Annotated in this window: 12 protein-coding genes and 1 rRNA gene; 9 read left to right on the forward strand and 4 right to left on the reverse strand. The window is 69.3% G+C overall.

Annotation, left to right across the window (positions count from 1 at the left end; all coding sequences use genetic code 11):
* Window positions 1-28 precede the first annotated feature (28 nt).
* Window positions 29-145, forward strand: a 5S ribosomal RNA gene (gene rrf, locus KV397_RS01090).
* Between the two features lie 53 nt (window positions 146-198).
* Here the strand turns inward: rrf and KV397_RS01095 are convergent.
* Window positions 199-972, reverse strand: coding sequence for an IclR family transcriptional regulator (locus KV397_RS01095; RefSeq protein WP_407665293.1), 774 nt, complete (start codon window positions 970-972; stop codon window positions 199-201).
* A gap of 52 nt (window positions 973-1,024) precedes the next feature.
* Here KV397_RS01095 and hutH point away from each other — a divergent pair, with 52 nt between their 5' ends.
* From hutH to hutI, 3 genes are read left to right on the forward strand one after another with little or no spacing between them, the layout of a single operon-like run.
* On the forward strand, window positions 1,025-2,566 hold the full coding sequence (hutH, locus tag KV397_RS01100; RefSeq protein WP_261811958.1) for a histidine ammonia-lyase: 1,542 nt from the start codon (window positions 1,025-1,027) through the stop codon (window positions 2,564-2,566).
* On the forward strand, window positions 2,559-4,253 hold the full coding sequence (gene hutU, locus KV397_RS01105) for a urocanate hydratase (protein WP_261811959.1): 1,695 nt from the start codon (window positions 2,559-2,561) through the stop codon (window positions 4,251-4,253). Before hutH ends, hutU begins: the two co-directional genes overlap by 8 nt.
* A 12-nt stretch (window positions 4,254-4,265) precedes the next feature.
* Entirely contained in the window at window positions 4,266-5,441 is a 1,176-nt protein-coding gene (gene hutI, locus KV397_RS01110) for an imidazolonepropionase (protein ID WP_261811960.1), read from the forward strand.
* A gap of 5 nt (window positions 5,442-5,446) precedes the next feature.
* Here the strand turns inward: hutI and KV397_RS01115 are convergent, their stop codons facing one another.
* Genes KV397_RS01115 through KV397_RS01125 form a run of 3 tightly spaced genes read right to left on the reverse strand, consistent with a single transcriptional unit; the run spans window position 5,447 to window position 8,192 of the window.
* The gene (locus KV397_RS01115) at window positions 5,447-5,983 is read right to left on the reverse strand and encodes an ATP-binding protein (protein WP_261811961.1); all 537 of its coding nucleotides are present in this window, start codon (window positions 5,981-5,983) and stop codon (window positions 5,447-5,449) included.
* Window positions 5,980-6,912 carry an arginase family protein gene (locus tag KV397_RS01120; RefSeq protein WP_261811962.1) on the reverse strand — a complete coding sequence of 311 codons (933 nt, stop codon included), beginning with the start codon at window positions 6,910-6,912 and terminating at the stop codon, window positions 5,980-5,982. The genes KV397_RS01115 and KV397_RS01120 overlap by 4 nt, the downstream gene beginning before the upstream one ends.
* A gap of 2 nt (window positions 6,913-6,914) precedes the next feature.
* Window positions 6,915-8,192 (reverse strand): DUF445 domain-containing protein, encoded by a 1,278-nt coding sequence (locus tag KV397_RS01125; RefSeq protein WP_261811963.1) that lies wholly within the window; start codon window positions 8,190-8,192, stop codon window positions 6,915-6,917.
* A gap of 69 nt (window positions 8,193-8,261) precedes the next feature.
* Between KV397_RS01125 and KV397_RS01130 the strand changes: the two genes are divergently transcribed.
* From KV397_RS01130 to KV397_RS01150, 5 genes are all read left to right on the forward strand, one after another.
* Window positions 8,262-8,534, forward strand: a complete 273-nt coding sequence (locus KV397_RS01130) for a metal-sensitive transcriptional regulator (RefSeq protein WP_017202671.1) — start codon at window positions 8,262-8,264, stop codon at window positions 8,532-8,534.
* A gap of 148 nt (window positions 8,535-8,682) precedes the next feature.
* Complete coding sequence (locus KV397_RS01135; RefSeq protein WP_153243055.1) at window positions 8,683-9,843, forward strand: ABC transporter ATP-binding protein; 1,161 nt, start codon at window positions 8,683-8,685, stop codon at window positions 9,841-9,843.
* Window positions 9,840-11,018: a polyamine ABC transporter substrate-binding protein gene (locus tag KV397_RS01140; RefSeq protein ID WP_153243054.1), complete on the forward strand. Its 1,179-nt coding sequence runs from the start codon at window positions 9,840-9,842 to the stop codon at window positions 11,016-11,018. The genes KV397_RS01135 and KV397_RS01140 overlap by 4 nt, the downstream gene beginning before the upstream one ends.
* Window positions 11,011-11,895 carry an ABC transporter permease gene (locus KV397_RS01145; protein WP_248570429.1) on the forward strand — a complete coding sequence of 295 codons (885 nt, stop codon included), beginning with the start codon at window positions 11,011-11,013 and terminating at the stop codon, window positions 11,893-11,895. Before KV397_RS01140 ends, KV397_RS01145 begins: the two co-directional genes overlap by 8 nt.
* Window positions 11,892-12,737 (forward strand): ABC transporter permease, encoded by an 846-nt coding sequence (locus KV397_RS01150; protein WP_047523802.1) that lies wholly within the window; start codon window positions 11,892-11,894, stop codon window positions 12,735-12,737. Before KV397_RS01145 ends, KV397_RS01150 begins: the two co-directional genes overlap by 4 nt.

The following is a 12,737-nucleotide window of genomic DNA, read 5'->3' on the forward strand; positions in this document are numbered from 1 at the left end:
ATGTGTTTGATTGAAACATCAATAGTGTTTCGGCGGCCATAGCGTGAGGGAAACGCCCGGTTACATTCCGAACCCGGAAGCTAAGCCTCACAGCGCCGATGGTACTGCAGGGGGGACCCTGTGGGAGAGTAGGACACCGCCGGACTCCTTTTAAACAAAATGGCCACCCAACGCTGGGTGGCCATTTTGCGTTAAGTCTCACCGTCTCAGCCGAGACTCCAGCAGGGCTGCGGTCTCCTGCACAGCCCTGGCCAGAAGAGCTTCGTCCAACTCTTCGATGCCCCAGGTCACGGCGACGGCTGCGACCGGCCATCCCGAGGCATCGAGGACGGCTGCGCCGACGCTGCGCAGGCCCACCGCGACCTCACCGTCCTCGGTCGCGTATCCCCGCGCTCGAACCTCGCGCAACAGCTCCCGCAGCTCGCGTGGTGTCTGCGGCCCCTGGCCCGTGCGAACCGGGAACGCAGACGTATCGGGGTAGAGCGCGCGCACCTGTTCGCGGGGCAGCGCAGCCAGCATGGCCCGGCCCGACGCGGTGAGGTGAGCCGGAAGGCGGACTCCGACGTCGGTCACCAGTGCGGGGCGGCGTGGCGCACGCTCCTCGACGATGTACAGCACGTCCCCACCACTCATCACTGCCAGGTGGGCGCTCTCGCCCAGGCGGTCGGACAGCGCCGCGACCAGGGGAGCGCCTCGCCGAGCGAGCGGCTGCTGTCGGGTGTACCCGCCGGCGAGCTCGAACGCCGACGTGCCGAGGCCCCAGCGGCGCTCCTCCTGCAGGTGGAGCACGAAGCCGTGAGCCGCCAGCGTGGACAGCAGGTGGTACACGGTCGAGCGGGGCAGCTCGAGCTCCCGCGCGATCGCCGACGCCGCCACCGGGGCGGGGCGTCCCGCGAGATAGCTCAGAATGCGCAGCGTGTGGTCGGCGGCGGGGACTTTCGCGGCCTCTGGCTTGTCTGGGATCACAGACACAGCATGGCACGAACCGGTGTCCTGCAGGCCCCACCGGGTGTGGAATCGAGTCATGACCGAACTCGCCCCCGTGCTTGTCGGAGCGGCCCCGCTGTCGCCTGCCGACGTCGTCGCCGTCGCCCGCCACGACGCTCCTGTGTCGATATTCCAGGATGCACTCACTCGGGTCGCCGAGACCCGTCGAGTGATCGACGGTCTCGCTGCCGATCCGAATCCCCACTACGGCGTCTCCACAGGCTTCGGTGCCCTCGCGACCACCTTCATCGCGCCGGACCGTCGTTTCCAGTTGCAGGCGAGTCTGATCCGGTCGCACGCCGCGGGCACCGGCGCCGAGGTCGAGCGCGAGGTCGTACGCGGGCTTCAGCTCCTGCGTCTGCAGGCCCTCGCTTCGGGGCGCACGGGCGTCCGGCCGATCGTCGTCGAGACCTACGCGGCGCTGTTGAACTCCGGTATCACGCCGGTCGTTCGCGAGTACGGCTCGCTCGGCTGCTCGGGCGATCTCGCCCCCTTGGCCCACATCGCCCTCGCCGCGATGGGAGAGGGGGAGGTGCGTGATGCTTCCGGGGAGCTGGTACCGGCCTCCGCTGCCCTCGCACGCGCCGGGATCGAGCCCCTGACCCTCGTCGAGAAGGAAGGGCTCGCTCTCATCAACGGCACGGACGGCATGCTCGGCATGCTGGTGCTGGCCCTGCACGATCTCGAGACGCTCCTCGTCACCGCCGATGTCGCCGCGGCGATGTCGGTGGAGTCCCAGTTGGGGACCGACGCGGTGTTCGCTGCCGACCTGATGGCGCTGCGACCGCAGAGAGGTCAGACGGAGTCGGCCGGCAACCTGCGCCGGTTCCTCGCGGACTCGCCGATGGTCGCCAGCCACAAGGGACCGGATGACGGGCGTGTCCAGGACGCGTACTCGCTGCGGTGCTCGCCCCAGGTGCACGGCACGGCGCGCGACACGATGGCACACGCCGCGATGATCGCCGACCGCGAGCTCGCCAGCGTGATCGACAATCCCGTGATCACCGTCGACGGACGCATCGAGTCCAACGGGAACTTCCACGGTGCTCCGGTCGCGGCCGTCCTCGACTTCCTCGCGATCTCGGTCGCCGATGTCGCTTCCGTCTCCGAGCGGCGCACGGACCGCGCCCTGGATCCCGCCCGCAACCACGGTCTGCCCCCCTTCCTCGCGGACGAGGTCGGTGTCGACTCCGGCCTGATGATCGCGCAGTATGCGGCTGCCGGTATCGTCTCCGAGCTCAAGCGCCTGGCCGTGCCGGCGTCGGTGGACTCGATCCCGTCCTCCGCCATGCAGGAGGACCACGTCTCGATGGGGTGGGCCGCCGCCCGCAAGCTGCGGCGCGCGATCGACGGCCTCGGCCGAGTGCTCGCCATCGAGATCCTCACCGGCGCGCGTGCTCTCGACCTGCGGGCGCCATTGGAAGCCGGACCCGTGACCGGCGCCGTGCGCGATCTCGTCCGCACCGTCGCAGCGGGTCCCGGACCCGACCGCTTCCTCTCCCCGGAGATGGAGGCCGTCACCGCCCTCGTCCAATCGGGCGCCGTCGCCCGCATCGCAAAGGAGCACATCCATGGTTGAGCCCACCGCTACTGGGTCCACCGCACCTGAGCCCACCGCTACTGGATCCCGCGTCGTCCGCGCCGCCCGGGGCAATCAGCGCACGGCGAAGAGCTGGGGCGCCGAGGCCGCCAAGCGCATGCTGATGAACAACCTCGATCCCGAGGTCGCAGAGCACCCCGAAGACCTCGTCGTCTACGGCGGCACCGGTAAGGCGGCCCGTAGCTGGGAGGCGTACGACGCGATCGTGCGCACCCTCGACGAGCTCGAACCGGACGAGACGCTGCTGGTGCAGTCGGGCAAGCCGGTGGGTGTCTTCCGCACCCACGAGTGGGCGCCGCGCGTGCTGATCGCCAACTCCAACCTGGTGGGGGACTGGGCCACCTGGCCGGAGTTCCGCAAGCTCGAGGAACTCGGGCTCATCATGTACGGACAGATGACGGCCGGATCGTGGATCTACATCGGCACGCAGGGCATCCTGCAGGGGACCTACGAGACGTTCGCCGCCGTGGCCCGTTCCCTCGGTCGTGACTCTCTGCGTGGCACACTCACCCTCACGGGCGGCGCGGGCGGGATGGGCGGCGCTCAGCCACTCGCCGTGACCCTGAACGACGGCGCGGTGCTGATCGTCGACGTGGACGAGTCGCGTCTCGCCCGGCGCGTGGAGCACGGCTACCTCGACGAGTACACGACCGACCTCGATGCGGCCGTCGCCCGAGTGGTCGCGGCCAAGGAGTCGGGCGAAGCCCTCTCGGTCGGAGTGGTCGGCAACGCGGCCGAGGTGTTCCCCGAGCTGCGGCGTCGGGGCCTTCCGATCGACATCGTGACCGATCAGACCAGCGCCCACGATCCGCTCGCCTACCTCCCGGTCGGCATCACCGTGGCGGACTGGAAGTCCGAGGCGGAACGCGACCCCGAAGAGTTCACGCGCCGTTCGCGCGCGTCGATGGCCGCGCACGTCGAGGCGATGGTCGCGTTCCAGGATGCCGGTGCAGCCGTGTTCGACTACGGCAACTCGATCCGTGCCGAGGCTCAGCTCGGAGGCTTCGATCGGGCGTTCGAGTTCCCCGGGTTCGTGCCGGCATACATCCGCCCGCAGTTCGAGGAAGGACGCGGACCGTTCCGCTGGGCGGCCCTCTCCGGCGATCCCGAGGACATCTACAAGACCGACCGTGCGATCGCCGAGCTCTTCCCCGACGATGCCGCCCTTCACCGCTGGCTGGAGAAGGCCGGCGAGAAGGTCCACTTCGAGGGGCTGCCCGCACGCATCTGCTGGCTCGGCTACAAGGAGCGTCACCTCGCCGGACTCAGGTTCAACGAGATGGTCGCCTCGGGTGAGCTGTCGGCGCCGATCGTGATCGGTCGCGACCACCTCGACTCCGGGTCGGTGGCATCGCCGTACCGGGAGACCGAGGCGATGAACGACGGTTCGGACGCGATCGCGGACTGGCCTCTGCTGAACGCGCTGCTCAACACGGCCTCCGGCGCCTCGTGGGTGTCGCTGCATCACGGGGGCGGCGTCGGCATCGGCCGCTCGATCCACGCCGGTCAGGTCACCGTCGCCGACGGCACTGCGCTCGCCGCGGAGAAGCTGGAGCGCGTGCTGACGAACGACCCCGGCACCGGGGTGATGCGTCACGTCGATGCGGGCTACGAGCACGCCCGCGAGGTCGCGCGCGAGCGTGGTCTGAACATACCGATGCTCTGAGAGGCTCAGGACATGGCAACGCTCCTCACGAACATCGCGGAATTGACCACCAACGTCGCGCTGCACGGCGACGGGCCCGGTGACCGTACCGGAACCCTGACCGACGCGGCCGTGCTGATCGAGGGCGAACGGATCGCCTGGGCGGGCGCCGCTGCGGATGCGCCCGCGGCCGAGGAGGTGATCGATGCCGGCGGGCGCGCCGTGATCCCCGGGTTCGTCGACAGTCACAGCCACCTGGTCTTCGGCGGCGAGCGCGCGGCCGAGTTCGAGGCCCGCATGGCAGGGCAGAAGTACGCCGCCGGTGGCATCCGCTCGACCGTGGCCGCCACGCGTGCCGCAACCGAGGATGAGCTGCGTGCACGTCTGCGCGGCTTCCTTGACGAGATGCTCGCGCAGGGCACGACGACCGTCGAGATCAAGAGCGGCTACGGGTTGAGCGTCGTCGACGAGGAGCGCCTGGTGCGCCTGGCCGCCGAGGTGACGCCCGAGGTGACGTTCCTCGGCGCGCACGTGGTCCCCGCCGAGTATGCCGAGCGGTCGGACGAGTACGTCGATCTGGTCACCGGGCCCATGCTCGATGCCTGCGCTCCGCACGCAAAGTGGATCGACGTGTTCTGCGAGACCGGAGCCTTCACGGTGGCGCAGTCGCGTCGGGTGCTGGAGGCCGGCATCGCGCGCGGACTCGCGCCCCGGGTGCATGCGAGCCAGCTCGGCCCGGGCGACGGCGTTCGCCTGGCGGTCGAGCTCGGCGCGGCGTCGATCGACCACGGCACGTATCTGACGGATGCCGATGTCGGAGCGCTCGCCGGCTCCGACACCGTGCTCACTCTGCTGCCGGGTGTCGAGTTCTCGACGCGGCAGCCGTATCCGGACGCGCGGCGCCTGATCGACGCGGGCGTGACCGTGGCGCTGGCGTGCGACACGAACCCGGGGTCGAGCTTCACCTCATCGATGCCGTTCTGTATCGCCGTGGCCGTCCGGGACATGGGGATGACCCCGGGGGAAGCCGTGTGGGCGGCGACGGCCGGCGGAGCGAAGGCACTCCGCCGGGACGACGTCGGGGTGATCGCCCCCGGTGCCAGGGCCGATCTCGTGCTGTTGGACGCACCGACCAGGATCCACCTCGCGTACCGGCCGGGGGTCCCGCTCGTGCGGCAGGTGTGGAAGGACGGCGACCCGGTGGGGTGACGCCGTCACTCCGCGATGGCCTCGACCAGCGTGGCCAGCCGCGTCTCACCGTCCCCGGCGACCGTGAGGAGACGCACTCCGGTGTCCTGCGCGAGATCGTCCGCGAGGTCGAACAGAGCCTGGTCCATCGCCTCGCGCAGTGCGGGGTCTTCGTCCGCGGGGATGCGGATCGACCGGCGTTCATCGAGCGGGACGAGCACGACCAGATCGACGCGAGCGAGAGAGTCCTCGGCGATCGCGATCGCACGTTCCACGAGTGCGCCGTCGCTCCGCCCGAGCCGTTCGAGGGCGATGAGGTAGGCGGCGAAGTCCAGCGGTCCCCGCTCGGCGATCACGTCCTGCTGACCCGCCGTGGCGTGCAGGCGTCCGGCCGCTATCCGCAGCTGGCCGGCGAAGCTCGCCTCCCCGGACGGGTCGACCGCCTCCTCCTCGAGGTCGTCGAACGGGTCCCCGAGCGAGAGATACTCCGGATGCGCGGCGAGGAAGTCCGCGATCAGAGTGCTCTTGCCACTCGCGTGCGTACCGGAGACGACGATCCTCATCGGCGGGACGCGAGGCCGGCCAGCAGCTCGAGCACGCACAGCGCCGCCAGACGGACGGTGCGGGCGTCCTCCGCGTCCGTGGTCGCATCGACCTCGGCGAGGTCGGCGCTGACGACGCGCCCATCCGCGGCGACGGCACGCGTGAGGGCACGCAGCTCCCACGCGTGGAGCCCACCGGGGACGCTCGCTGGGCAGCCGGGCGCGACCGACCGGTCGCAGACGTCGACGTCGATGTCGAGGTGCACACGCGGGGCCGCCCCCGCACCGGCGAGCTCGAGCGCCTCGGCGACGACGTCGTCGATGCCGCGACGGCGCACCTCGTCGAGCGTGACGACGCGGATGCCCCAGTCGGCCGCGCGCCGCGCATAGGCGGCGGAGTTCGCGAAGTCGGCGATGCCGATCTGGACGATCCTGGTCGGGTCGATCCGGGTGGTCGTCAGTGCGGACGCGGTCGGGACGTCTTCCACGAGGCGTCGTACCGGTGTGCCGTTGGAGACGCCGTCGCGCAGGTCGAAGTGCGCGTCGAACGTGATGAGGCCCGTGGCTTCGGCGCCGAGCGCGACCGGATACGTGAGCGAGTTGTCGCCGCCGAGTGCGATCACGAGCTTCGTCGCCTCGGCGAGTTCACGCACGCGGGAGATGACCCTCGCCTCGCCGTCCGCGCCGTCCGGATCGCTCACATCGCCGGCATCCGCGATGCGCAGAACCTCGTCGAGTTCGAGCACCGGCGGACCCATCAGCGTCGTCCCGTAGCGGGGAAGCGCTTCGCGGATGGCGGCCGGGGTCGCGTGGGCTCCGGTCGGCGAGAGTGACGTGCGCCAGGTCGGCACCCCGAGCAGCACGGCATCGGCCGTAGCCGTGAAAGCGGGCCAGGAGCCGGCGCGGGGCCAGAGCGGGTCGTGACTCAACGGTCGGGAAGTGGGCGTCATGGTCAGACTCCGGGGATCAGGGCGTGGGCGAGGGAGAAGATGGCGAGACCCGCGAGGGCGCCGACGAAGGTGCCGTTCAGGCGGATGTACTGCAGGTCGCGGCCGACCATGAGCTCGATCTTCTCGGTCGTCTCGGCGGGGTCCCAGCGTTCGACGGTGTCGGTGATGATCGAGGCGATGTCGTGCCGGTAGCGGTCGACGAGGAACACGGCGACGTCCGACACCCAGGTGTCGACGCGGTGCTGCAGCGCGACGTCGGTGGTCAGGCGCTCGCCGACTTCCTGCAGCGCCTGCACGGCACGGCGACGCAGCCCGCTGTCGGGGTCGGCGAGAGCGGTCAGCAGGCCGTTCTTCGCGGTGTTCCACGCTTCAGCCGCCAGAGCGCCGACCCGCGGGCTGTCGAAGAGCGAGGCCTTGGCGTTCTCGAGCTTGGCGCGCGTGGCCGGATCGTTCTGCAGGTTGTCCGCCAGGCGGGTCAGGTAGCCGTCGACCGCGATGCGTGCGGGGTGATGCGGATCGGCCTGCACCGCATGCACGAACTTGACCGCCTCGTGGTAGACCGTGTCGTCGACGAAGCGATGGGCCAGCTTCGGCACCCAGCCGGGGAGACGCCGAGAGACGAGCCCGGTGAACGATGCGGCGTTCGCGTCGAGCCACCGGGCGATGCTGTCGGCGGCGAGGTCGACCGCGCCGTGATGGGCCCCCGCGTCGACGATCTTCTCGAGCCAGGCGCCGGCCGGCGGCCCCCACTCCGGAGCCACCAGGTGCTCGCGGGCGAGGTCGGTGATGAGGTCGCGCACGTCGTCGTCACTCAGCGCGCCCAAGACGGCGGTCGCGATCGTGGCTCCTTCGGCACCCACCCGCTCGGCATGCGGAGGCTCGCGCAGCCACTCTCCGGCGCGCAGCGCGATGTGCGTGCTGGAGAGCTTGGTGCGCACGACGTCTCCGGCCAGGAAGTTGGTCTCGACGAACTCTCCGAGCGTGCGTCCGATCTCGTCCTTGCGGTTGGGGATGATCGCGGTGTGGGGGATCGGCAGCCCGAGCGGACGGCGGAACAGCGCGGTGACGGCGAACCAGTCCGCGAGCGCGCCGACCATCCCTCCCTCGGCGGCGGCGCGGACATAGCCGAGCCAGCCGACCCGCTGCTGGAAGGCGAACGCGATCACGAACACGACGGCCATGAACAGCAGTGCTCCGAGGGCGACCGCCTTCATGCGCCGGAGCGCGCGGAGGCGCTCCTGGTCGGAGGGCGAGAGCTGCGTCATCGGTGTTCGCGGCATGACGTCATCCTTTCACGGTGGGCGTGGGCGGGAGGTCTCGCTTCGCAGCGGGCGGAGTACCCTCAAGGGGTGATCGAAGACATCAAGAAGCGTGCTCTGCACCGCACCAGCATCCTCGAGGGGCAGATGCGCGGTGTCGCGCGGATGATCGAGAACGAGGAGTACTGCATGGACATCATCACGCAGTCCCGGGCGATCCAGCGCTCCCTCGAATCGCTGAACCGGCTGCTGCTCGAGAACCACCTGCGCACGCACGTCACCCACATGTTCGATGAGGGCGGCGAGGAGCGCGACAAGGCCGTCCTCGAACTGCTCAAGGCCTTCGACTTCGACCGCAAGTAGGAGATCACCCCGAGGCGCTAATCGGTCGCAGGTTTCGAGAATTGCAACGGATACCGTTGCGAATTGATCAAGAGACTTCCGATTTCGCTATACCTGAGGCCCTTCCTGTGACAGACTCGCCGCAAGCGATTCTCAATGGGGAGGCTCCATGCCCGGCACTCTGCCCGCGTCTTCGGCGACGCTCGACACACCCACAGCCACCGGTGCGGTACGCATCGACCGCGTCACCAAGCGCTACGGCACCGCCGTGGCCGTCGACGATCTGACCCTCGACGTGCAGCCGGGGGAATTCCTCTCGCTGCTCGGACCCTCGGGCTGCGGCAAGACCACGACGTTGCGCATGATCGCGGGCTTCGAGTATCCGGACGCCGGTGACATCAGCATCTCGGGCCGGAGCGTGCTGAGTCTGCCGCCGTATCGACGCGAGGTGAACACGGTCTTCCAGGCCTACGCGCTGTTCCCGCACCTGTCGGTCGCGGAGAACGTGGCGTACGGACTGCAGCAGCGAGGCGTTCCCAAGTCGGAGCAGCGGACCCGGGTGAGCGAGGCGCTCGACATGGTGCAGCTGCGCAGCTTCGCCGATCGCAAGCCCACCCAGTTGTCGGGCGGTCAGCAGCAGCGCATCGCCCTCTCGCGAGCCCTCATCAACCGCCCCAGCGTGCTCCTGCTCGATGAGCCGCTCGCCGCCCTCGACCGGCAGCTGCGCGAGGAGATGCAGCTCGAGCTGAAGCTCCTGCAGGCGCGACTCGGCACCACGTTCGTCTTCGTCACGCACGATCAGGCCGAGGCGCTGTCGATGAGCGACCGGATCGCCGTGATGCGTGCGGGCCGGATCGAGCAGCTCGATGAGCCGGCGGCGATCTACGCGGAACCGGCATCCGCGTATGTGGCCTCGTTCATCGGCCAGCAGAACTTCGTACACGGCACCGTCCGTTCCGACGAAGATGCCGTCGACACCGCGATCGGTGCGATCTCCGGGCGCTGGGGCGGGGAGCGGGTCGCTGCCGGGCAGCCCGCCGTCGCCGCGATCCGCCCGGAGTATGTGCGGCTCGAGCAGGGGGAAGGCACCGGCGCGCGCGGTCGTGTGCTCGGTGTCTCGCATCTCGGCGAGACCATGCAGGTCGCCGTGCGCGTCGGCGAAGATGCGACGTTCCTCTCGAGGATGCCGGCGCCCACCGCGCCGCGCGTCGGAGTCGACGAGGAGGTTCGCTGCGTGTGGGATCCCGCGGATGTGCGACTCTTCGCCGCCGACGGCATCCCGACCACCGCCACGCACGTGATCGCGCTTCCCAAGGAGGGAGGCCGGTGACGGGCGCTCCTCCGGTCCGCGTGCTCGCGCACCGGAGCGCCGCCCGCGTGATCCGCACCGAACTCTCCCGTCGCGGGTTCCTCGCCACCGCGCTGCTGGCGGGCGGGGCCGTCGTGCTCACCGCCTGCACCCCCGGCCAGAACGCTGCGGCGGTGCACGCCAAGGGCGGACCGCTGGAGGACAAGCTCTCCATCTACAGCTGGGGCGATTACGACGCGCCGGAGGTGCTCGAGCAGTTCACGGCCGAGAACGGTCCGCGGATCGTGCTCGACGCCTTCAACTCGAACGAGGAGCTGATCGCCAAGCTGGTCGCAGCCCGAGGCACGTCGGGGTACGACATCGTCGTGCCGACCGGAGTCTTCGTGGGGCCGATGGCCGAGAACGGGCTGCTGCAGAAGTTCAACCTCGACCTGCTGCCGAACATGAAGCACGTCGCCCCGGAGTTCCGCGGGCGCGCCTGGGATCCGGGCAACGAGTACTCGGTGTGCAAGGCATGGGGCACCACGGGGTTCGTCTACGACAAGCGGGTGATCTCGCGGGAGCTGACCACCTGGAACGACTTCATCGACGCCGCACAGAACGAGGCGTCCGGTTCCACCTCGGTGCTGGATGACCCGGCGCCGTTGCTCGGCATCTACTTCTGGGCGAACGGCATCGACTGGACGACGACCGACCCCGACGACCTGGACGCGGTCGAGGACTTCCTGGTGAAGGATCTGGCGCCGCACATCTCGGCGTTCGACTCCTACCCGGGGGGCTCGTCGATCCCGCAGGCGTCGCACGCTCTGCTGCAGTCCTACAACGGCGACGCGCGCCTGGGCATCTTCGAGTCCGACGACCCCGACCGCTGGCAATGGGTGCTCGGGAGTCCGGCCACCGAACTATGGATGGACAACTGGGCGATCGCCGCGGGCGCGCCGCACCCCGAGGCGGCGCACGCGTTCATCAACTTCGTCCTGCAGCCCGATGTGCAGCTCGCGCAGGTCGACTACATCGGCTATGACACGGGCATCTCCGGCGTCCGCGAAGCCGCGGAGGCCGCGGGTCTGGAACGGCTCGACATGGTGTTCTTCGACGAGGAGCAGGTGCAGACCATGCATGAGGGCAAGCTGACGGACGCTCAGGACCGGGTCGTCGCGATCTGGAACTCGATGAAGGCGGCCGCCGGTGCCTAAGCTCAAGTTCGGTCTCGCGATCCCCGCCTGGGTGTGGCTGCTGATCTTCTTCGTCGCCCCCATCGGCATGGTCATCGTCTTCAGCTTCGGCTACAAGCCGAGCATCTTCGCCACCCACGCCCTCGACCACCTCTCCTTCGACCGCTACCTCGAGGCCCTCTCGCCCACGTTCTTCAGCACCTTCCTGAACACCCTGTGGATCGGCATCCTCGGCACGCTGCTGTGCCTGGTGATCGGGGCGCCGGTCGCGTACTGGATCGCCGTGAAGGCGCCGCCGTCGAAGCGCGGACTGCTGCTGGCCCTCGTCATGGTGCCGTTCTGGACGAACTTCCTGGTGCGCACGATCGGCTGGCAGGTGATCCTCGCCCCGGAGGGCTGGCTGTCGCAGCTGCTCCAGGGCATCGGCGTGATCCCGGGTCCCCTCGACCTGCTGTATTCGCGGGGTGCGGTGCTGCTCGGCGTGGTCTACAACTACCTGCCGCTCATGATCCTCCCGCTGTTCGTCGCGTTCGACCGGGTCTCGGGTCCGCTGCGCGAGGCGAGCAAGGACCTGGGCGCGAACAGCGCGACGACCTTCGTCCGGGTGACCGTGCCCCTGGCCCGACCCGGCATCATCGCGGGCGTGCTGCTCGTGTACATCCCGCTCATGGGCGACTACATCACCGCGACCGTGCTCGGTGGCGCGAAGGGCAACATGATCGGGCAGGTCGTGGCGAGTCAGTTCCAGACCGCGCAGAACTGGGCGTTGGGTTCGGCGATGGCGGTGCTGCTGATCATCGTCATCATGATCTCGATCGCCGTCGCGGCCGGGCTCCTCTGGCTCGTGACACTGCCGCTCAGACAACGCAACCGACTCGTCCTGGGGGAGAGCTCATGAGTTCACGTCGTGGAGCAGCACGTCTCCTGCTGCCGATCTGGGCAGGACTCGTCTTCCTGTTCCTGTTCCTGCCGATCCTGGTGATCATCGTCTACTCGTTCAACGTCGGCCGCCTGCTGGTCTCGTGGGACCACTTCGGCTTCGACTCGTTCCTCGCGATCGTCAACAAGCCGGCGATCCGCGACGCGGTGCTGGTGTCGGTGCGCACCGGCCTGCTGGCCGCCCTGCTCGCGACCGCGCTCGGAACCCTGGCCGGCATCGCGATGGCCCGCAACCCCGGCAAGTGGGTGTGGTGGTTCCTCGGGCTCCTGCTGCTCGTCTCGGTCACCCCGGAGATCGTGGATGCCGTCGCGCTGCTGCCCTGGCTGGTCTTCCTCGGCCAGGACGCCGGGATCGGGATCTTCAACGACGGAACGATGAGGCTCGTGGTCGGGCAGTCGCTGTTCTCGATCGCGATCGTGTCGTACATCGTCCGGGCGCGACTGGTCGGACTCGACGCCCGCCTGGAAGAGGCCTCCGCCGACCTGTACGCCCCGCCGGTGCGGACCTTCCTGAAGATCACGCTGCCGCTGGCGATGCCGGCCGTGCTCGCCGGGTTCCTGCTCTCGTTCACGTTGAGCCTCGACAACACGGTCGTGTCGGCGTTCGTGCAGGTGTCCGGCACGACACCGTGGCCGGTGTACGTGCTCAGCGCACTGCGTAGCGGACTCCGTCCTGAGATCGCGGCGGTGTCGACCATCATGCTCGTGCTCACCCTCCTCGCTCTGGCGCTGGTGGCGGTGGTGCTCAAGCGTGCCGGTGACTCGGCGACCGAGATCGCCCGCACGATGGCGGGAGGCTGA

Source organism: Microbacterium aurugineum (genome assembly GCF_023101205.1).
GTDB lineage: Bacteria > Actinomycetota > Actinomycetes > Actinomycetales > Microbacteriaceae > Microbacterium > Microbacterium aurugineum.